Origin of the sequence: Fuscovulum ytuae, assembly GCF_029953595.1 — a bacterium.
GTDB lineage: Bacteria > Pseudomonadota > Alphaproteobacteria > Rhodobacterales > Rhodobacteraceae > Paragemmobacter > Paragemmobacter ytuae.
Genome location: NZ_CP124535.1, coordinates 596,318 through 616,463, shown reverse-complemented (window position 1 = coordinate 616,463; position 20,146 = coordinate 596,318). Strand labels below are relative to the sequence as shown.

Below are 20,146 nucleotides of genomic sequence, written 5' to 3'. Positions count from 1 at the left end.
GGAGCGGAGAAGATGCCTGGATGGCACATGACATGACATCCCCACGCCGAACCCCATGGGCAGAAAACCTCTTCGCCGCAAAGGCGGTCACAAAGGGCGGCGTTATCCGCCGTGCGATACGCGATGTAGACCGCGATATTGGCCGCGCCGCCTTTGAACTGGAAGTGCGACGCCGGGGTTATCACCTTATCGAATGCGATAACCAATACATCATCATCTGCAATGCCGGCCGCATCAATGTGATCTGCTGAGTCCCGCCAAAAGGCCGGAAAGTTTTCGAGAAAACTTTCCGGCTGCCCAACCGAAAATCTTCAAGTGGAAGATTTTCGGTCCATCGGCCTGAAAATTTTTCCAGAAAAATTTTCAGGCGGCGCGGTTCCTGTTCACTCCGCCGCCTGCGCCGACGGATTGTTCGGGTGTGTCGTCCAATTGGCGTAGTCGCCCACCACCTTGCCCGTACGCGGGTCGGTCGCGCCTTTCGGCATCTCCACCATAGTGATGCAATTGTCCACCGGGCAGACGTTGACGCAAAGGTTGCAAGCCACGCATTCCTCATCCTTCACGGTAAAGACCCGCTCCGGCGACATGGCGATGGCTTGGTGGCTCGTGTCTTCGCAGGCGGCATAGCAGCGCCCGCATTTGATGCAAGCATCCTGATCGATATGCGCCTTTGTGACGTAATTCAGGTTCAGATCCTGCCATTCCACGAAATTCGGCACGGCACGGCCCACCAACTGGTCCAGCGACATCCCTTTTTCATCCAGATATTGCGACAGGCCAGAGATCATCTCCTGCACGATCTTGAAGCCATAGGTCATCGCCGCCGTGCAGACCTGCACATTGCCCGCCCCCATCGCAAGGAACTCGGCCGCGTCGCGCCATGTGGTCACACCGCCGATGCCGGAAATCGGCAGACCGTGGGTTTCAGGATGCCGCGCGATCTCGCCAACCATATTGAGCGCGATGGGTTTCACCGCCGGACCGCAATAGCCGCCATGCGACCCTTTCCCATCAATCATCGGGAAGGGCGAGAACGTGTCGAGGTCCACATTGGTGATCGACTTCACGGTGTTGATCAGGGACACCGCATCTGCCCCGCCCCGCTTTGCCGCAATTGCAGGCGGCAGGATCGAGGTGACATTGGGCGTCAGCTTCACGATGCAGGGCATCTTGGAATAGTGCTTCACCCAAGCCGTGACCATTTCGATATATTCCGGCACCTGCCCGACGGCCGACCCCATGCCGCGCTCGGCCATCCCATGCGGGCAGCCAAAGTTCAGTTCCACCCCATCCGCCCCGGTATCTTCGATCCGATGCAAGATGTCCTTCCAGCTTTCTTCGTCGCAAGGCACCATAAGAGAAATGATCATCGCCCGGTCGGGATAATCCTTCTTCACCCGCCGGATCTCGGCCAGGTTCACTTCCAGCGGCCGGTCGGTGATCAGCTCGATATTGTTCAACCCCAACAGCCGCCGATCTGCCCCCCAGACCGCGCCATAGCGCGGGCCATTCACGTTCACGATGGGCGGGCCTTCACTGCCCAGCGTCTTCCAAACCACCCCGCCCCAGCCCGCCTCAAAGGCGCGGCGGACGTTATTTTCCTTATCCGTTGGCGGGGCCGAGGCCAGCCAGAACGGGTTGGGCGATTTGATCCCGATAAAGGTTGAGGTGAGATCAGCCATGAAAGCCTCCATGTTGGCGTGCGGAAGCGTGGCCAAAGGCCCGCCCCGGCGTTTTGCTATGCGTGAAGGAAGGGGTCAGAACCCCAGAAGGTTCCAAATCCAGCCGAAGATGATCCCGCCGATTTCGCCGAATTTCGGGATGACATAGGCCCAAGCCAATGCGCCCAAGACGTTCACGGCCAGAAAGATGGGGAACCCCATCCGCATCATCCCGGCAAACAGAAAGATCACGGGCCGCAGCGGCCCGATGAAATGGCCAAGAAACACAGCGCCTGCGCCCCATTTGCGAAACGCCTCGCCGGCCTTTTCCACCAGTTCGGGCTGATCCTTCAATGGCCACATCTGCAAGATGCGCCCGCCAAAGCGCAGGCCCAGCCAATAGCTGAAGGTCGACCCGATCATCGCCCCCAAGGCCGCCCCGGCCCAAATCGGAAAGAAGGCAATGGCCCCAGTGGCAACCGTGGCGCCCACGCCCACCAGAATTGCGGTCGACGGCACGGCAAGCGAAAGAAAGGCCGTGGTCTCCGCCGTCGCAAAGACAAGGGCCAGCCAGAAGGACCACTCCTGATTGCGCTCTATGAAAGCGATCGCCGCCTGCGTCCAGCTGTCCATACTGCCTCACCGTTTCCGATGCGGCAGATGGGGCATTTCCGCGCCCCGGTAAAGGGGGCGTCGCGAAATTCATGTCCGCGCCGCCATCAGCGTTGCGTGAATGTCTTCCGCCGCATCACGGCCTTCCGCCACGGCGGTTACGGTCAGATCCTCGCCCCCCGCCGCGCAATCGCCGCCGGCCCATATGCCGGGAACCGATGTCCGCCCCGCGCCGGTTACGGCAATCTTGCCACCCTCCAGCGACAGCCCCTCAGGCGCGCCGGAGAGCGTCTGCCCAATCGCCTTGAACACCTGATCGGCGCGCAGGCGGAACGTTTCACCCGTCGGTTTCAACCCATCCGGGCCATCAACCGTATAGGCAAACTCCACCTCCAGCGCACCGCCCGCCTGATGCACCGCCACGGGGGATGCATTGCAGACGATCCGTACGCCCGCGCTGGTCGCATGCTCCTGCTCATAGCCAGAGGCGCTCATCTTTTCCTGCCCGCGCCGATAGACGATGGTCACGTTCATGGCCCCCAGAAGCCGCGATTGCACCGCCGCATCTACCGCCGTCATGCCGCCGCCGATCACCACCACATCGCGCCCGATGGGCAGGGCCGACTTGTCCTTCGCCTGCCGCAGCTCTGCGATGAAATCGACGGCCGGCCGCACCCCCGGCAGATCCTCGCCCGCCGCACGCAGGGCATTCACGCCGCCGAGCCCAATGCCAAGAAAGACCGCGTCATGCGCCGCCTGCACCTCGGCCAGCGTGACCCCCTGCCCCAGCGCGACCCCGGTCTTCACCGTGATCCCGCCGATCTGCATCAGCCACGCCACCTCATCCTGCGCGAAATCGCCAACGGCCTTGTATTGCGCGATCCCATATTCGTTCAGGCCACCCGCCTTGGGCCGCGCATCATAGATCACCACGTCATGCCCATGCATCGCCAGACGATGCGCCGCCGCCAGACCCGCAGGCCCCGCCCCGACCACCGCGACGCTGCGCCCGGTGGGTGCGGCGCGCGTGAAAGGATGCACCCCCGCCGCCATCAACCGATCCGTGGCATAGCGCTGCAGCCGTCCGATCTCGACGGGCGTGCCCTCCGCCGCCTCACGCACGCAGGCCTCTTCGCACAGCGTCTCGGTCGGGCAGACACGGGCGCACATGCCACCAAGGATGTTTTGGCCAAGGATCGTCTTGGCCGCAGCCTCCGGCGTGCCTGTGGCGATCTGGCGGATGAACAGCGGGATATCAATGGATGTGGGGCAGGCCGTGATGCAGGGCGCATCATGGCAGAAATAGCAGCGATCCGCCGCCACCCGCGCCTCGTGCATATCCAGCGGCGGCTCATGGTCGCCGAAGTTCTTGGCATAGGCATCGGCGGGCAGACGACCCGGCACGACCCCGGGCGTAAGCTGGCTGTTGGACAAGGCACCTTCTCCCTGCTGGCTTTTCTCGTTGAACAAAAAGCTGCCACAGGCCCATAATTTTATCAAACGGTAAAATAACTGATCCCGGCGATTTTTGCACAGCCCCACCCCCAATCCGCTTTGAATGCTGAAAAAGCAGGCAACCGCCCGTGCCCTGCCCCCGAAGATCGCCGCTTTTCACCCCCGTCCGGCTGGCGTATAAGCACCGGACCCGACCGCGCGGCCCCTCTGGCCAAGACGGCGCGGCATCAAACGCATGACCCCGGCGCAACGTCGCCAACAGAGGACCGGCATGAGCAAGCACACTTCCGAAGCCGATGTCGCCTTCATTCAGGCGCTCGCGGAACTTCTGAACAAGAACGAACTGACCGAGCTTTCGGTGAAACGCGAATATGGCGAAGATGACAGCCTCGAAGTGCGCGTGGTCAAGCAGGCCAATGTCGTGACCGTCGCCGCCGCGGCCCCTGCCCCGGTCGCCTATGCCGCAGCCCCAGCCGCCGCCGCACCCGCTGCCGCCCCGGCCGCTGCCGCAGCACCAGAAGACCCGGCCCAACATCCGGGCGCCGTCACCTCGCCAATGGTGGGCACCTGCTATCTGGCCGCCGAACCCGGCGCTACGCCCTTCGTCACGGTCGGCGCAACAGTGGCCGAGGGCCAGACTGTCCTGATCATCGAGGCGATGAAAACCATGAACCATATCCCCGCCCCCAAGGCCGGGGTGGTGAAGCGCATCCTCGTCGAAGACGGCACGCCGGTCGAATACGGCGCGCCTCTCCTGATCATCGAATAAGGGAAACCCGATGTTCGAAAAGATCCTGATCGCCAACCGGGGCGAGATTGCGCTGCGCGTGATCCGGGCCGCCCGCGAAATGGGGATCAAATCGGTCGCGGTCCATTCCACCGCCGATGCCGATGCGATGCATGTCCGCATGGCCGATGAAAGCGTCTGCATCGGCCCCGCCTCCTCTGGGCAATCCTACCTGAACAAGGCCGCCATCATCTCGGCCTGTGAGATTACGGGGGCGCAGGCTGTCCATCCCGGCTACGGGTTCCTCTCGGAAAACGCGGCCTTCGCGCAGGCGCTGGAAGATCACGGCATCACCTTCATCGGCCCGTCCGCGGAACATATCCGCATCATGGGCGACAAGATCACCGCCAAGGAAACCGCCAAGGAGCTGGGCATCCCCGTCGTCCCCGGCTCTGACGGCGGCGTGCCGGATTTCGAAACCGCCCAGACCGTGGCCGAACAGATCGGCTATCCCGTCATCATCAAGGCCACCGCCGGCGGCGGCGGGCGCGGCATGAAGGTCGCCAAGAACGCGGCCGAGCTTGAGGTCGCCTTCCGCACCGCAAGATCCGAGGCCAAGGCCGCCTTCGGCAATGACGAAGTCTATATCGAAAAATACCTCCAAAAGCCCCGCCACATCGAAATTCAAGTCTTCGGCGATGGTAAGGGTAAGGCGGTGCATCTGGGCGAACGCGACTGCTCGCTCCAGCGCCGCCACCAGAAAGTGTTCGAAGAGGCGCCGGGCCCCGCCATCACCCCCGCCATGCGCGCCGAGATTGGCGCGATCTGCGCCAATGCCGTCGCCAAGATCAACTACATCGGCGCGGGCACCATCGAATTTCTCTATGAAGATGGCCGCTTCTACTTCATCGAAATGAACACCCGCCTTCAGGTGGAACATCCGGTGACCGAGGCAATCTTTGGCGTCGATCTCGTGCGCGAACAAATCCGCGTCGCGGCGGGCCTTCCGATGTCCTTCGGGCAGGAAGACCTCGAAATCAACGGCCACGCGATCGAGGTGCGGATCAACGCCGAGAAACTGCCGAACTTCGCCCCCTGCCCCGGCAAGGTGCGCGTGTTCCACGCGCCCGGCGGGCTTGGCGTGCGGATGGATTCGGCGCTTTATGGCGGCTATTCCATCCCGCCCTATTACGACAGCCTGATCGGCAAGCTGATCGTGCATGGCCGCGACCGGCCCGAGGCGCTGGCACGTCTGAAACGCGCGCTGGGGGAATTGATCATCGACGGGATCGATACCTCGGTGCCGCTTTTCCACATGCTGCTTGCCGAACCCGATATCCAGAACGGGGAATACAATATTCACTGGCTGGAAAAATGGCTGGCCGCGCAATTCGCGGAATGACAAGTAGGATGGGCACTATTGCCCATCCCGCGCCCATCCCATGACCACAAACGCCATCACGCCCGATATCCTGCTGCGCGCCTATGCGGCGGGTATCTTTCCGATGGCCGAACGGCGTGACGATCCGGAAATCCATTGGGTCGATCCGCGCCGCCGGGGCGTCCTGCCACTTGATGGCTTCCATATCTCCCGCTCGCTCCGCCGACGCATCCTCACCGCGCCGTGGCGCGTGACCGCCGACACCGCCTTCGCCGCCACGGTCGACTCCTGCGCCGACCGGGATGAGACTTGGATCAACGACACGATCTTCTCGCTCTACATGGCGCTCCACCATCGCGGCCACGCCCATTCGATAGAAGTATGGGAGGATGACACCCTCATAGGCGGCGTCTATGGCGTGACGCTTGGCACCGCCTTTTTCGGAGAAAGCATGTTCTCGCGCCGCACAGACGCGTCAAAACTCGCGCTGGCCTATGCCGTGCATCGCCTGCGAGCAGGCGGCTTCACCCTGTTCGATACGCAATTTCTGACGCCGCATCTGCGCAGCCTTGGCGGCATCGAAATCACCCGCGCCGACTATCACCGCCGCCTTGCCGCCGCGCTTCAATCGACCGCGCGCTTCCACCCGCCGGGCTATTCGCCCGCGCCCTCCGACGTCGTCTCCTCGGCCTGAGGGGCGGGTTCCGGCGTCACACAGCGCAACACCCAGACATCATAGCGCGGATGATCCAGCGCCGAGAGCGCAGGCGAAGACGCCACCATCCAGCCTTCGAAAACCGGCTGCGCTACCCCCGCATCCAGAATCGTCAGATGCGCCTGTGCGTCCGAGGTGGGGTTGTCCGCCGGATAGCGACAGGCATCCAGCCGGATCGTCAGCCGCCCCGACACGGCCTCTTGCCCGCGCAAAAGCTCGATATCCGCCGTCTCACCCGTAAGCTTGTCCAGCCAGCGCAGAATGCCCGCCTGGCTTTCGGCAAAGTCTTGGGCCAGGGCTGGCTGCCCCGCCATCAGCGCCAGCACGATCAGGCCGGGCCGGATCATTCGACCGCCTCAGCCCCCGCCCCATCCGCAGCCGAGTCGCCACTTCCCGACCCACCACCTGCGAACTTCATCATAAGCGAGATGACCGAAACCGCCCCCTGCGTATCCTCGATCTCGGCACCCGGCGTCAGGTTGTCCAGCGACCCGCCCGGCACCAGTTCCACGAAATTCCCGCCCAGCAGGCCTTCGGACGAAATCAGCGCGGCCGAGTCATCGGGCAAAGCGACATTCTCCTGCACGCTCAGCACCGCATCGGCGAAAAAGGTCTGCGGGTTCAGTTCCAGCGCCGTCACTGTACCGACCTTCACGCCAGCCAGCCGCACATCGGTGCCTACCCGCACCCCTTCGACCGATCGGAAAGAGGCCGTCAACTCATAGCTGCCCGATGGGCCAGAAACGCCCGTCTCGCGCCCTGCATAGATCAGAAAGCCGATCGCAGCGGCCAGAACCGCCGCCCCGGCCAGAACCTCGGCCCGATTCTCAGCCATCGCCCCGCCCCGTTCCTGAAAGGCCCATCACTCGGGCTGCCATGCCTCGTAATCGCGCCGTGCCACCGGTTCGGGGCGGCGGATCGAACCGGGCGGCGCATAGGCCGCCGCCGTGCCGGTCAGGTTCTCCTGATGCGGCTTTTCCCATGCCTTGTGCTTCAAGGGCGCCTTGGTCGGCGGCTCATCCCAAGTGTGATGCAGCCAGCCATGCCAATCGGGGGACACCCGGCTTGCCTCAGCCTCGCCATTATAGATCACCCAGCGCCGCTTGCCGTCGCGCGTCTCATAATAGACGTTGCCCTGATCATCCTCGCCCACCTTCACCCCCTTGCGCGAGGTGTAAAGCTGCGTGCCCAGCGTCTGGCCGTTCCACCATGTGACAAGCCGCTTGAGGAAATCCATCGTAACCCTCCGGGAACCCTTTGCGTTCCATATGGCCGAACCCGGCCCAAAGGTCCAGCGCCAAGCCGCCGCGCCCGGCGGAAAGTGACCATGCCGTGAAGGCGGGGCAAGGGCCGATCCGGCCCCGCCCCGCCAGCACGCCTCAGGCCGCCGCCGTCGCTTCGATCTCGAACATCAGCCCCGGCACGGCCAGCCGCGTCACACCCAAGAGCGTCATCGGGGGCGCCACCTGATGCGGCCCGAACCGCTTGCCCATCAGGTCAAAGTTCTTCAGCGCAGCGTCCACATCCGTGGCAAAGACGCCCAGCCGCGTCACATCGGCCAGCGTCATCCCCGCCCCCGCCAGCACCGCCTCCAGATTGTCCAACGCAAGATCAATCTGGGCGCGCATATCGCCTGCATGCTGCGGACGGCCCTCGGCATCCACCGCCGTCTGTCCGGCGCAGATCACCTGCCGGCTCGCGCCCTCGAACACCTCCGCCTGATTGTATCCCAGCTTTACCGACCATCCCCACGGGTTCACGGCAACACGTTTCATCGCGATCTTCTCCTTTGCTGTTTCGCATGAATCGTCTCGCATAAATCAGTGCCAGAATTTGGCACCATTCATGCTAGACTGGGCACATGAACATCCGAAGCCGACAGGAAGCCCTCGTGCGTTGCCTGCGCCGCAGCGGCACCACCACCGTGGCCGCCCTCGCGCAGGAAGTGGGGGCATCGCGCCGCACCGTTCTGCGCGATCTCAGCACCCTGCGCGATGAAGGCTATGTGATCCATGCTGATGTCGGGCGCGGGGGTGGCCTGCAGCTTGACCCAAGGTCGGTGCAGACCCTGCCGCGCCTCTCCGTGTCCGAAGTCTTTGCCCTTCTGATCAGCGTCGCCGCCATGCGCGCGGCCGGGCAATTGCCCTTTTCCGATCTCGCCGATGCAGGACTGGCCAAGATCGAAAGGGCACTGCCCCCCGACAAGGTCCGCGATCTGCGCGCCTTTCTCGATTGCCTGCATTTCGGGCAGCTTTCGCCCCAGCAGGACCTGTCCGATATGGGGCGGATGGACCCTGCCCTGCTTTCGGCCTTCGAGACGGCCTTCCTGCAGCGCCACCTCCTGCGCTTTGGCTACCGCGATGCCAAGGGACGGCCCTCTCAGCGCGAGGTGGAGCCGCAGGCGATGCTGATCCTGCCCCCGCTCTGGTATCTGGTGGCCTGGGACCCGGCGCGCGGGGACTTCCGGCAGTTCCGGATGGACCGCATCCGCGCGCCCGAGGCCATCGAAGGGACGACCTTCCGCCGCCGCCACGTGCCCTTTGAACAGGACGTCTGCCCCTTCACCGATCTCCCGCGCTGACCGCGCGCCTGCCCGCGACCCCGGAAAGGAAAGCGCCCGCCAACCCATCGGTCGGCGGGCGCTTGCCCGAAACCATCGGTGACGCGCCTCCGGTCACCCCGCCGTGGCGGGTTCCTTCTTCTTCGCGTCGGTATAGACAAGCATCGGCTTTGCTTCGGCGGCATTCACCGCCTCTTCGTTCACCACGACCTCGGCCACACCATCCATACCCGGCAATTCGAACATGGTGTCCAGAAGGATATCCTCCATGATCGACCGCAGACCCCGCGCGCCCGTCTTGCGCTTGATCGCCCGCTTGGCGATGGCCGACAGGGCATCCGGCGTGAAGGTCAGCTTCACCCCTTCGATCTCGAACAGGCGTTGGTATTGCTTGACCAGCGCGTTCTTCGGTTCCGTCAGGATGGTGACCAGCGCAGCCTCATCCAGATCGTTCAGCGTCGCGATCACAGGAAGACGGCCCACGAATTCCGGGATCAGACCGAATTTCAGCAGATCCTCCGGCTCCAACTCGCGGAACAATTCGCCCGCGCCGCGCGCATCCGGGTCCTTCACATCCGCGCCAAAGCCGATGGCGCTGCCTTTGTTGCGCTGCGCGATGATCTTTTCCAGCCCCGCAAAGGCACCGCCGCAGATGAACAGGATATTGGTCGTATCCACCTGCAGGAATTCCTGCTGCGGATGTTTGCGCCCGCCCTGCGGCGGCACGCTTGCAACCGTGCCTTCCATGATCTTCAAAAGCGCCTGCTGCACGCCCTCGCCCGAAACGTCGCGGGTGATCGACGGATTGTCCGACTTGCGGGTGATCTTGTCGACCTCGTCGATATAGACGATCCCGCGCTGCGCGCGCTCCACGTTATATTCGCTGGCCTGCAACAGCTTCAGGATGATGTTCTCCACATCCTCGCCGACATAGCCCGCTTCGGTCAGCGTCGTGGCATCTGCCATGGTAAAGGGCACATCCAAAATCCGCGCCAAGGTCTGCGCCAGCAGCGTCTTGCCGCAGCCCGTGGGGCCAATGAGCAGGATGTTCGACTTCGACAGCTCAATATCCGTCTTCGACGAATTGTTCAGCCGCTTGTAATGGTTATGCACCGCCACCGACAGCACGCGCTTGGCATGGATCTGGCCGATCACATAATCGTCCAGCACCTTGCAGATCTCGCGCGGCGTCGGCACCCCTTCCGAGGATTTCAGACCCGAGGTCTTCGTCTCCTCGCGGATGATGTCCATGCACAGCTCGACGCATTCGTCGCAGATGAAAACCGTCGGCCCCGCAATCAGCTTGCGCACCTCGTGCTGGCTTTTGCCACAGAAGGAACAGTAAAGCGTGTTCTTGCTGTCGCTGCCGGAGTTGTTCGCCATCAGGTCGTCCTCTGCCACGTCCCGGCCCTGCGACCGGACTTGCGTGAAAGTCTAGGCCAAGGCCCGCGCCCCCACAATGCCAAAAAACCCCCGGCCGAACGGGCCAGCCGGGGATGCGTCCTCACTTCGCCGGATCGTCGGCCTTGCCGCGGCTTTCCACGATCTCGTCAATCAGGCCCCAGGCCTTTGCATCTTCGGCGGACATGAAATTGTCCCGCTCCAGCGCAGCCTCGACCGTGTCGTAATCATTGCCGGTATGCTTCACATAGATCTCGTTCAGCCGCCGCTTCAGCTTTTCGGTCTCGCGCGCATGGATCATGATATCCGTCGCCTGCCCCTGATAGCCACCCGACGGCTGATGCACCATGACACGGGAATTGGGCAGGCTGAAGCGCATCCCCTTTTCCCCCGCCGTCAGAAGAAGCGACCCCATCGACGCTGCCTGCCCGATCACAAGGGTGGAAACCTTCGGCTTGATGTATTGCATAGTGTCATAGATCGACAAACCGGATGTCACGACGCCGCCGGGGCTGTTGATATACATGCTAATCTCCTTCGACGGGTTCTCCGCCTCAAGGAACAGAAGCTGCGCGCAGATCAGGCTCGACATCCCGTCATGCACGGGGCCAGAGAGGAAAATGATCCGCTCCTTCAACATGCGCGAGAAGATGTCATAGGCCCGTTCGCCCCGGCTGGTCTGTTCAACAACCATCGGGACAAGGGTGTTCATGTAGTGCTCGACCGGATCGCGCATGGCAGGCTGCCTCTTTCTCGTACATGGGTCATAACGACAGTATCTTGATGGAGTCTTAGTTGCCTCACCGGGGGGCTGCAAGGGCAGGTGGTCGAAAGGCCCACAGGTCGTGCGCCCGTGGCCACCGTTGCGGGGGGGGGCTGTCTGCCCCCCCTCGTCACATTGCACTTCCCCCCCGAGGATATGTGAAGGCAGAAAATGACCATATGTCGCATCCCTTGCAGGGCCGAGCCGGGCACCTAGCTTCGCGCCCATGACACCGCTCCCCATCCCCCTGCCCGCCACCCGCGCCGCAGCCACCGCGCGCCTAGCCGCCTTCCTGCCCCGCGCCGGGATGACCTATGCCGCCCGCCGGAACGAGGATTTGCCAGGACATCCCCATGTCTCTGGCCTTGCCCCCTATATCCGGCACCGCCTGCTGACCGAGGCCGAGGCCATCGACGCCACGCTGCGCGCCCATCCCAACGGAGCGGAAAAGTTTCTGGCCGAGTTGTGGTGGCGCACCTATTGGAAAGGCTGGCTGGAGCTTAGGCCCGGCATCTGGTCGGCCTACAGGCAAGGTCTGGCCGAGGCGATGAACCGGCTGCAAGTCGAAGCAGGCCTGCGCCAGCAATGGGAGGCCGCCTGCAAGGGCGAGACGGGCATCGACGGGTTCGACCATTGGGCGCAGGAACTCGCCGCCACGGGCTATCTGCACAATCACGCGCGGATGTGGTTCGCTTCCATCTGGATATTCACCCTGCGCCTGCCTTGGGAATTGGGGGCGGATTTCTTTCTTCGCCACCTGATTGATGGCGACCCTGCCTCAAACACCCTGTCATGGCGCTGGGTCGGGGGGCTGCACACACCCGGCAAGACCTATGCCGCGACGCCTGACAATATCGCCAAGAATACGGGTGGACGTTTCCGCCCCACCGGCCTCGCCCGCGACTGCGCCCCTTTGCGCATGTCGCCCCACCCTGCGCCACGCCCCGCGCCTGAGGGGGAGGTTCCATCGCCCGGCTTGCCAACCGCACTCCTGCTGCATGAAGAGGATCTGGCAGGCGACGGCTTTCCCCATCTGCCTGAGGGCACGCCGCTTCTTTTCCTGCTCACCACCGCCCGCCGGTCCGGCCTTGCCGTCAACCCGCTGGTTCACGCCTTCGTCGATGACGCCGTCACCGACACCGCCCGTCTCCACGGCCTGCCCGATGCCCCTCGCTTTACCGACGAGTCGCTCGTTGCGCTGGCCGACCACCTCGCCGCGCAAGGCACAAGGCAATTGGTCACGCCCTATGCCCCCATCGGCCCCACCGCTGCCGCCCTGCAACGGCTGGCCCCGCTGCTCGACGATCGCGGCATCCATCTGGCGCGGCTGATCCGTGACCATGACGCGCAGGCATGGCCGCATGCGACGCATGGCTTCTTTCGCTTCCGCGAGGCGGTGATGGGCTAGGCCCGTGGCCGCGCGTTAACCTTAACGCGCCCTCACCCAACCGCGCGCTGCGTGCCCACAGTTTGCTGCACAAAATCCGGCACAAAACAGGGCACAGTCAGTGAAAGCTGCGCCGCGCCAAAAGCACACGGCTTAACGCGGTCACAAGGCAAAGGGTGCCAAAGGCCCATGCCAAGGGGGCAAAGGCCCATGGGACAAGGCAAAGGATCAGGAAAAAGGCAATGGTTTCCGTGCCTTCCAATAGACCCGCGGTGAAATAAAGCGACTTCTCCCCCCGCGACCGCGTCTCCATCCCGCGCTTTTCGGCCAAGACGGCATAGCCAAGGAAGGTGCTGCCATTGATATAGAACGTAGCCAGCAGAAAGGCCCCCGCCACGCCGTTGGAAGATGGATCACGCAGCACAAAAGCCATTGGAATCGCTGCATAAAAAACAAAATCGCAGACGATATCCAAGTATCCGCCGAAATCCGTCTTCCCACGCGCCCGCGCCACTGCACCGTCCAGCCCATCCGCCACCCGGCTGGCCATCAGCGGCAACGCTGCCGCCCATCCCGGCCCACCCAAGGCCAGCACCAGCGCCGCCAAAAGCCCAAGCGACAGCCCCGCCAGCGTCACGCCATCCGCCGTAACCCCTCGTTGCGCAAGGATTTTCCCGACATGGTTCAGCCCCGGATCAATCACCCCGCGCATCCAGCCGTCCAGCATCCATTCACCTTTCCGTATGCCTGACCAGAAGACTGTTGCCAGCCGCCCCAAGCGCTAGCTATCCCAGTGGACAGGTGCAAAACAAGCGCCGCAACGGGAGAGACCATGCATCGCCGGACCGCCCTTCGCCTTCTCGCCACCCTGCCCGCCTTCGCGGGTTTTTCGACAAAAGCACTTGCTGCAGAATGGGATAGCATCCTTTCTGAAGCCAAAGGTCAAACTGTCTATTGGCATGCATGGGGCGGCGATCCCAAGATCAACGATTTCATAACCTGGATCGGGGAAAAGGCAGAGGAACGGTATGGGGTCACCCTCGAACATGTCAAACTCGCCGCCACCTCCGATGCCGTCGCCCGCGTTCTGGCCGAACAGCAGGCCGGGCAAACCGAAGGCGGCGCGGTCGACCTTATCTGGATCAATGGCGAAAACTTCGCCGCAATGAAATCGCAGGGCCTTCTTTACGGTCCCTTTACCGATACGCTGCCCAACTGGCCCTTGGTCGATGTCCTGGGCAAACCGGCAACGGTCACAGACTTCACCCTGCCGACCGATGGCTTCGAAAGCCCGTGGGCCATGGCGCAACTGGTCTTTGAATATGATACGGAACGCCTGAAAGAACCGCCGCAAAGCATTGATTCTATTCTGCAATGGGCAATGTCGAACCCTGGACGGTTCACCTATCCTCAGCCACCTGATTATCTAGGCACGACCTTTCTCAAACAGGTTCTTTATGGCGTCATGCCGGACCCTTCGGTCCTGCAATCCCCAATCGATGACGCCTCGTATGAGGCACTGGTCGCCCCTCTCTGGGCCTATCTCGACCGTCTTCATCCCGCCCTCTGGCGCGCGGCCAAGGCCTTTCCGCAAAACGAACCGGCCTTGGGTCAGCTTCTGGCGGATGGCGAGATCGACATTTCCTTTGCCTTCAACCCGGGCCGCGCCAGCGCCGAAATCGCGGCGGGCAACCTGCCCGACACCATCCGCACCTTCGTTCTGGACGGCGGCACGATCGGCAATGCCTCTTTCGTGGCAATCCCTTTCAACGCCGCCCATCGTGCAGGCGCGATCGTCATCGCGAACCTCATCCTCGACCCCGAAGTTCAGGCCCGCGCGCAAGACCCTGCCGTTCTTGGCTTCCAGACTGTCCTTGATCTTCAATCACTTACCCCCGAAGATCGGGCGCGGTTTGATGCGCTTGAACTTGGCGTTGCGACCCTTTCGCCAGCCGATCTTGGCCCCGTCCTACTGGAACCCCATGCCAGTTGGATGACCCGGATCGCACAGGATTGGTCCAGTCGCTACGGGGTTGCCCAGTGACGGAAAGCCCGCGGCAAAGAGGCGGTATCTTGCGCCTCGTGCCGCCTCTGACGCTGGGCCTGATGGTCCTGCCGATCATGGCGGGGCTTGCGGGAACCGTCATACCGGCCTTTTCCAACGGCGCAGCAGGGGTATCCAAGTTGTTGGAATGGCAAGGCCTTTCCAAAGCGGTAGCCCTGTCAGTGGGAACCGGGCTTGCCTCGACAGGCCTTGCCTTGATCCTGACCATTCTCATCCTTGCCGCCTTTGCCGGCACCCCAACCTTCTCCCGTATCCGGCGCGGCTTGGCCCCGCTGCTTTCCGTGCCCCATGCGGCGGCAGCGCTGGGCCTTGCCTTCCTGATCGCGCCGTCAGGCTGGATCGCGCGCCTCCTTTCACCGGAACTAACAGGCTGGCAGACCCCGCCTGATCTGCTCATCTTGAACGATCCTTGGGGCCTTGCCCTGACCCTAGGCCTTGTGGCGAAGGAATTGCCGTTCCTTCTTCTGATGTCCCTGACGGCGCTGCCCCATATCGACGCAGACCGCCGCCTGACCACCGCTGCGACGCTGGGTTATGGGCGGATCAGCGCCTTTATTTTCACCCTTCTGCCCGATCTCTACCGCCAATTACGGCTGCCGACCTATGCCGTTCTGGCCTATGGCGTGACGACTGTCGACATGGCCATGATCCTTGGGCCGACCTTGCCGCCCACGCTTGCCACGCAGATCACCCTATGGATGGGCGAGGCGAGCCTTGCCATGCGCGACACGGCCGCAGCCGGGGCCCTGCTTCAACTGACACTTGCGCTTCTTGCCATAACAATATGGCGTGTCATGGAAATTCTACTCAAACGCCTGCTCGTCCATACCGCCCAGTCGGCCCCACGCCTGCCGCATCTTGATGCGCCCGCAGCCCTTTTGGCACGAGGTGCCGCCGCAGTGGTCACCGCGATGTTGATGTTTGGTCTGGCGGGGCTTGCGCTTTGGTCCTTCGCAGGCCTTTGGCAGTTTCCCGACGCCCTGCCCGAAAGCTTCACCTTCCGCACCTGGGCCAGTGCAGCACCCGCCCTTGCCGAAACGTCTGCGGCCACACTCTTGATTGCGGTAACGGCGACGCTGGTCGCACTTGCCCTCTGCCTCGGCTGCCTACAGGCCGAGGCGACGCTGCATCTTGCCCCCACCTCGCGCGCGACGATCTTGCTTTACCTGCCCCTTCTGGTGCCGCAGATCGCCTTTCTTCCCGGCCTGCAAATGCTGGCCCTGCCCTTGGGGCTTGACGGCTCCCTTGGGGCAGTAGCTGCAATCCACTTGGTTTTCGTGCTGCCTTATGTCTTTCTCTCGCTGTCTGGCCCCTTCCGGGCTTGGGACGCGCGGATCGCCACCGCAGGTGCCACCCTAGGCGCAAGCGATGCGCGCATCTTCTGGCGCCTTCGCCTGCCAATGCTGTCCGGGCCATTGGCAACGGCGGCAGCCGTTGGCATGGCCGTATCGATCGGCCAATACCTTCCAACCTTGATGATCGGCGGCGGTCGCATCGAAACCCTAACGACCGAGGCCGTTGCCCTGTCATCCGGGGGCAACCGCCGCCTGATCGGGGCCTATGCCGTATTGCAACTGCTATTGCCCGCGCTGGCCTTCTTTGCCGCCCTTACCCTGCCCATGGCCCTATGGCGCGACCGCCTTTTGATGCGAGGTTTGGAATGACGGGCGATCAGGGTCTGCTTCTTGATGACCTCTCCATCGCGATCAATGGCCGGACGCTCGTCCGCCTCTCGCTTAGCATCGGCGCCGGCGAGGTTGTCACGATCATGGGTCCATCGGGTGCCGGAAAATCCACAGCCCTTGCCGCAGTAACCGGAACCCTTTCACCTGCCTTCGATAGAACGGGCCGCATCATCTTGAATGGAAAGGATATCTCTGACGCTCCGACCCGCCTTCGCGGGGTCGGGTTGATGTTTCAAGATCCCGTCCTCTTTCCCCATTTTTCCGTGGGCGGCAACCTTGCCTTCGGGCTGCCCGCGAATGTCTCTGGACGCCGCGAAAGGCGCAAGCGGATTGAGGCGGCCCTTGCCTCTGCAGGTCTGGAAGGGCTTGCTGACCGCGATCCCGGCACCCTCTCGGGCGGCCAGAAGGCCCGCGTGGCCCTACTTCGCACCCTGCTTGCCGAGCCAAAGGCCCTTCTGTTGGATGAACCTTTCTCACGGCTTGATGCCGAACTTCGCGCGCAGATCCGCAACTTCACCTTCGATCGCGCGCGTGCGGCAGGCATTCCCACCCTTCTTGTCACCCATGATGCCGAAGATGCGCGCGCCGCTGCCGGCCCCGTCCTTTCCCCCCTCGGCGTGCGCTTGCCGCTCTGAAAGGTACCGCGGTGAAAGGGCTCGCCGCCCTGTCTATTCCGACCTATCCTTGATGCAGTTTGATCACGTTAAGGTGCTGCCATGTTCAGGTTTCTTTTTCTCCTAGCCCTTGCCTTCACAATCGCGAACCCAGCCGCCGCCTGCCGCCTGCCACAGGATGCTCAAACCCTGATCCAGACAGGCCTGACCGCGATCAATGCCGAACGGCAGGCCAAGGGACTCGGCCCTCTGCGCCAAGAGCCGCGCCTGCAAATGGCTGCGCAATCCCACGCCTGTGACAGCGCAACCCGCAATCGGATGGGCCATGATGGCAGCGACGGCAGCGATCTGGCCGACCGCGCCACCCGCGCCGGATATGACTACCGCGAGATTGCCGAAAACGTGGCGCAGGGCTATCCCACCCCGCAATCGGTCACCAAAGGCTGGATGAACAGCCCCGGCCATCGCCGCAACATCCTGATGCGCCGCGCCACGGATGCGGGGTTGGGCGTTGCGATTGGTGCCGATGGCGATCTGCACTGGGTGTTGAAACTTGGCCGATAAAGACATGAAGATCGCTGCCTATCTTCATGCTCTCGCAGGCTAAACTCCCAGAAACCACAGCCGCCATTAGCGCGCGACCAGCAGTTCTGCCTTCAACCCGCCCAGTGTGGCGCTTTCGCCCAACCGCAATTCGCCGCCATGGCTGCGCGCAATATCCGAGGCGATGGAAAGACCAAGGCCAACGCCGCCGCCCCGGTTCGGATCGCGCGCCGCATCCAGCCGACTGAATGGCTGCACCGCCTCGCCCCGCCGTGCCGCCGGAATGCCCGGCCCGTCATCCTCCACCGTAAAGCGCAACCAGCGATCGCCCATCGCGACGCTCACCTCGGCCCGGCTGCCATAGCGCAGCGCATTGGTAACAAGGTTCTCCAACGCCCGCGCCATGGCCTGCGGGCGCAATTGCACCCGCTCCATCCGCCCTTCCAGCCGCAAATCCACCCGCTTGCCCAGACGTGCGGCATTTTCCACCACCCTGCGCGCCAAAGCCTCGGGGTCGATCGGTTCCACCGCTTCTGTCGCATCCCCTCGGGCAAAGGATAAAAACTCGTCCACCAAACGCTCCATCTCGGCCACATCGGACAAAAGCGCCTTGGTTTCTTCATCCTCCGGCAGAAGAGACAGCCCCAAACGCATCCGCGTCAAGGGCGTGCGCAGGTCATGGCTCACCCCCGAAAGCATAAGCGTGCGCTGTTCGATCTGCCGTTCGATCCGCGCCCGCATGTCCAGAAAGGCATGACCTGCCGCCCGCACCTCGGTCGCGCCCCGCGGGACATAGGGGATCACTTGCCCTTTCCCAAAGGCCTCTGCCGCCAAGGACAGCCGCGCAATGGGGCGCAACTGATTGGAAAGAAAAAGATAAGCGATGATCGTCATAAGGATTGATGTCACGATCATCAGAACCAAAAGCTGATGCGGATTGGTCGCCGACATCCGCGCGCGGTTCACCGTCACCTCCATCTGCCCCCATCGGGTGGGGTGAAACAGACGCACCATCCCATCCCCTTCCACCAGATCGACCGGGGCCAACCTTGGAAAGACATCCCGCAACGTGCGGATCACCACCCGACCAGACAGATCAAGCCACTCCGTCCGATCCTCTGCCACCGGCAAATCCAAGGCCGGCAGGGCCACCTGCAACTTCAAAGGCCCCGCGGCCTGTTCCAACTGCCGACGCGCCGCCTCGACGCTGTCTGCTTTCTCGGCCAGCACCAAAAGCAGCCGCAACTCGGCAACCACCCCACCGGTGAGCTGTTCGGTAACCCTTTCGAAATGTCTTTGAATGAAGGTGACGGAAACGACCAATTGGATCGTGACGATCGGCACGATCAGGATCAACGCAGCGCGCCCATAAAGGCCACGGGGAAGGAATGACTTGCGGCTCATGGGCCCAAAGCCTAGCCTGCCCCCCGCCCCGAGGGAAGAGGAGGCCTGTCCCTTGCCGCCCCAACTGACGCTATCGCCTGCGCCACAAGGATCGCCCCAACCGCGCGTCCCGCGCCTGCGCTGCTTGCTTGCCCCTAATCCATCACCGCTCACCTTTCGCGGGACGAATACCTATATCATCGGATCCGGCCGGGTTGCTGTTGTGGACCCCGGGCCTGACGATGACGGTCATATTGCTGCGATCCTTGCCGCCCTCGACCCCGGCGAAATTGTGGAGCAGATCCTCATCACCCACCCCCATCGCGACCATTCCGCCCTCGCGTCCCGGCTCTCGGCCCAAACGGGGGCACCCGTTCTTGCCTTCGGACGTGCTGACGAGGGGCGTAACCCGCGCATGGCGGCCCTTGCCGCGCAAAGGCCGACTGGCGGGGGAGACGGTCTCGACACATCTTTCGCGCCCGATCGCAACCTCGCAGATGGCGAAAGGATTTCCGGCCCGGATTGGGAGGTGACATCCCTTCACACGCCTGGCCATCTTGGCACGCATCTTTGCTTCTGCTTGGGTGAGGTTCTTCTATCTGGCGACCATGTCATGGGATGGAGCACGAGCATCGTCGCCCCCCCGGATGGCGACATGGGCGATTACATGAACAGCCTCGCCCGCCTCGATCGCCCCGATTGGCAACAGTTCCTGCCCGGCCATGGAGATCCGATCCCCCATCCGCAACGGCGCGTGCAAGAGTTGATCACACATCGTCGCGCGCGCGAGGCACAAATCCTGGACGCGCTGGCACAGGCCCCCCAAACGGCCGCGCAAATCGCGCACAGCCTCTACCCCGATCTCGCCCCCAATCTAAAGCCCGCCGCAACGCGAAACGTCCTAGCGCACCTGATTGATCTGCATGGCAAAAGTCACGTTCACACCGACCATCCCCTGACTGCGAACAACCTCTTCCACCTTGCCTGACAGGATGCAAAACTTTTCCACCATTCCCCCCTTGTCCCCCAGATGCACCCTTGCTATACGGCCCCCGTGTTCCGGCGTAGCTCAGCGGTAGAGCAGTTGACTGTTAATCAATTGGTCGTAGGTTCGATCCCTACCGCCGGAGCCAATTTCCTTCGGGAAACCTAGAAAAATCAAGAAAAACAGCTACGTGAGGTCGATCTCGGTGC

General features: G+C 62.9%; 22 protein-coding genes and 1 tRNA gene. 12 read left to right on the top strand and 11 right to left on the bottom strand.

The window, feature by feature from the left end; translation table 11 throughout:
• Positions 1–32: 32 nt before the first annotated feature.
• Entirely contained in the window at positions 33–251 is a 219-nt protein-coding gene (locus QF092_RS03010; protein ID WP_281467504.1) for a hypothetical protein, read from the top strand.
• Positions 252–383: 132 nt separating this feature from the next.
• Here QF092_RS03010 and preA read toward each other — a convergent pair whose 3' ends face one another.
• The 3 genes from preA to QF092_RS02995 all read right to left on the bottom strand — a co-directional run bounded on the left by preA (position 384) and on the right by QF092_RS02995 (position 3,707).
• A complete protein-coding gene (gene preA / locus QF092_RS03005) occupies positions 384–1,682 on the bottom strand; it encodes an NAD-dependent dihydropyrimidine dehydrogenase subunit PreA (RefSeq protein ID WP_281467503.1) in 1,299 nt (432 codons plus the stop codon).
• Between the two features lie 75 nt (positions 1,683–1,757).
• Positions 1,758–2,294: a DedA family protein gene (locus tag QF092_RS03000; protein ID WP_281467501.1), complete on the bottom strand. Its 537-nt coding sequence runs from the start codon at positions 2,292–2,294 to the stop codon at positions 1,758–1,760.
• A gap of 69 nt (positions 2,295–2,363) precedes the next feature.
• Positions 2,364–3,707, bottom strand: coding sequence for an NAD(P)-dependent oxidoreductase (locus QF092_RS02995; RefSeq protein WP_281467499.1), 1,344 nt, complete (start codon positions 3,705–3,707; stop codon positions 2,364–2,366).
• A gap of 292 nt (positions 3,708–3,999) precedes the next feature.
• Between QF092_RS02995 and accB the strand changes: the two genes are divergently transcribed.
• Genes accB through aat form a run of 3 tightly spaced genes read left to right on the top strand, consistent with a single transcriptional unit; the run spans position 4,000 to position 6,530 of the window.
• Positions 4,000–4,497: an acetyl-CoA carboxylase biotin carboxyl carrier protein gene (gene accB, locus QF092_RS02990; RefSeq protein ID WP_281467498.1), complete on the top strand. Its 498-nt coding sequence runs from the start codon at positions 4,000–4,002 to the stop codon at positions 4,495–4,497.
• Positions 4,498–4,507: 10 nt separating this feature from the next.
• Positions 4,508–5,857, top strand: coding sequence for an acetyl-CoA carboxylase biotin carboxylase subunit (gene accC / locus QF092_RS02985; protein ID WP_281467496.1), 1,350 nt, complete (start codon positions 4,508–4,510; stop codon positions 5,855–5,857).
• Positions 5,858–5,897: 40 nt separating this feature from the next.
• Entirely contained in the window at positions 5,898–6,530 is a 633-nt protein-coding gene (gene aat / locus QF092_RS02980; RefSeq protein WP_281467494.1) for a leucyl/phenylalanyl-tRNA--protein transferase, read from the top strand.
• Here aat and QF092_RS02975 read toward each other — a convergent pair.
• The 4 genes from QF092_RS02975 to QF092_RS02960 all read right to left on the bottom strand — a co-directional run bounded on the left by QF092_RS02975 (position 6,491) and on the right by QF092_RS02960 (position 8,326).
• Positions 6,491–6,898 (bottom strand): DUF2155 domain-containing protein, encoded by a 408-nt coding sequence (locus QF092_RS02975; protein WP_281467493.1) that lies wholly within the window; start codon positions 6,896–6,898, stop codon positions 6,491–6,493. The two genes, aat and QF092_RS02975, sit on opposite strands and share 40 nt — an antisense overlap.
• On the bottom strand, positions 6,895–7,386 hold the full coding sequence (gene mlaD, locus QF092_RS02970; protein ID WP_281467491.1) for an outer membrane lipid asymmetry maintenance protein MlaD: 492 nt from the start codon (positions 7,384–7,386) through the stop codon (positions 6,895–6,897). Before mlaD ends, QF092_RS02975 begins: the two co-directional genes overlap by 4 nt.
• A gap of 27 nt (positions 7,387–7,413) precedes the next feature.
• Positions 7,414–7,788: an NADH:ubiquinone oxidoreductase subunit NDUFA12 gene (locus QF092_RS02965; RefSeq protein ID WP_281467489.1), complete on the bottom strand. Its 375-nt coding sequence runs from the start codon at positions 7,786–7,788 to the stop codon at positions 7,414–7,416.
• 142 nt (positions 7,789–7,930) lie between these two features.
• Positions 7,931–8,326, bottom strand: coding sequence for a RidA family protein (locus QF092_RS02960; protein ID WP_281467487.1), 396 nt, complete (start codon positions 8,324–8,326; stop codon positions 7,931–7,933).
• An 86-nt stretch (positions 8,327–8,412) separates the two neighbouring features.
• On the opposite strand from QF092_RS02960, the gene QF092_RS02955 reads away from it, so the two are divergent.
• On the top strand, positions 8,413–9,132 hold the full coding sequence (locus QF092_RS02955; protein WP_281467485.1) for a helix-turn-helix transcriptional regulator: 720 nt from the start codon (positions 8,413–8,415) through the stop codon (positions 9,130–9,132).
• Between the two features lie 93 nt (positions 9,133–9,225).
• Here QF092_RS02955 and clpX read toward each other — a convergent pair whose 3' ends face one another.
• Entirely contained in the window at positions 9,226–10,494 is a 1,269-nt protein-coding gene (clpX, locus tag QF092_RS02950; RefSeq protein ID WP_281469731.1) for an ATP-dependent Clp protease ATP-binding subunit ClpX, read from the bottom strand.
• A gap of 121 nt (positions 10,495–10,615) precedes the next feature.
• Positions 10,616–11,248 (bottom strand): ATP-dependent Clp protease proteolytic subunit, encoded by a 633-nt coding sequence (locus QF092_RS02945; RefSeq protein ID WP_281467483.1) that lies wholly within the window; start codon positions 11,246–11,248, stop codon positions 10,616–10,618.
• A gap of 253 nt (positions 11,249–11,501) precedes the next feature.
• On the opposite strand from QF092_RS02945, the gene QF092_RS02940 reads away from it, so the two are divergent.
• A complete protein-coding gene (locus tag QF092_RS02940; RefSeq protein ID WP_281467481.1) occupies positions 11,502–12,683 on the top strand; it encodes an FAD-binding domain-containing protein in 1,182 nt (393 codons plus the stop codon).
• Positions 12,684–12,780: 97 nt separating this feature from the next.
• Here QF092_RS02940 and QF092_RS02935 read toward each other — a convergent pair whose 3' ends face one another.
• Entirely contained in the window at positions 12,781–13,389 is a 609-nt protein-coding gene (locus QF092_RS02935; RefSeq protein WP_281467479.1) for a CDP-alcohol phosphatidyltransferase family protein, read from the bottom strand.
• 105 nt (positions 13,390–13,494) lie between these two features.
• On the opposite strand from QF092_RS02935, the gene QF092_RS02930 reads away from it, so the two are divergent.
• From QF092_RS02930 to QF092_RS02915, 4 genes are all read left to right on the top strand, one after another.
• Positions 13,495–14,706, top strand: coding sequence for an ABC transporter substrate-binding protein (locus tag QF092_RS02930; protein WP_281467477.1), 1,212 nt, complete (start codon positions 13,495–13,497; stop codon positions 14,704–14,706).
• 62 nt (positions 14,707–14,768) lie between these two features.
• Positions 14,769–16,391, top strand: coding sequence for an ABC transporter permease (locus QF092_RS02925; RefSeq protein WP_281469728.1), 1,623 nt, complete (start codon positions 14,769–14,771; stop codon positions 16,389–16,391).
• Positions 16,388–17,047, top strand: a complete 660-nt coding sequence (locus QF092_RS02920) for an ATP-binding cassette domain-containing protein (protein ID WP_281467475.1) — start codon at positions 16,388–16,390, stop codon at positions 17,045–17,047. The genes QF092_RS02925 and QF092_RS02920 overlap by 4 nt, the downstream gene beginning before the upstream one ends.
• Before the next feature lie 81 nt (positions 17,048–17,128).
• The gene (locus QF092_RS02915; RefSeq protein ID WP_281467473.1) at positions 17,129–17,590 is read left to right on the top strand and encodes a CAP domain-containing protein; all 462 of its coding nucleotides are present in this window, start codon (positions 17,129–17,131) and stop codon (positions 17,588–17,590) included.
• Between the two features lie 66 nt (positions 17,591–17,656).
• Here the strand turns inward: QF092_RS02915 and QF092_RS02910 are convergent, their stop codons facing one another.
• A complete protein-coding gene (locus QF092_RS02910; protein ID WP_281467472.1) occupies positions 17,657–18,973 on the bottom strand; it encodes an ATP-binding protein in 1,317 nt (438 codons plus the stop codon).
• On the opposite strand from QF092_RS02910, the gene QF092_RS02905 reads away from it, so the two are divergent.
• The gene (locus QF092_RS02905) at positions 18,972–19,940 is read left to right on the top strand and encodes an MBL fold metallo-hydrolase (RefSeq protein ID WP_420026490.1); all 969 of its coding nucleotides are present in this window, start codon (positions 18,972–18,974) and stop codon (positions 19,938–19,940) included. The two genes, QF092_RS02910 and QF092_RS02905, sit on opposite strands and share 2 nt — an antisense overlap.
• 70 nt (positions 19,941–20,010) lie before the next feature.
• Positions 20,011–20,085: transfer RNA gene (locus tag QF092_RS02900), tRNA-Asn, on the top strand.
• Positions 20,086–20,146: the final 61 nt, after the last annotated feature.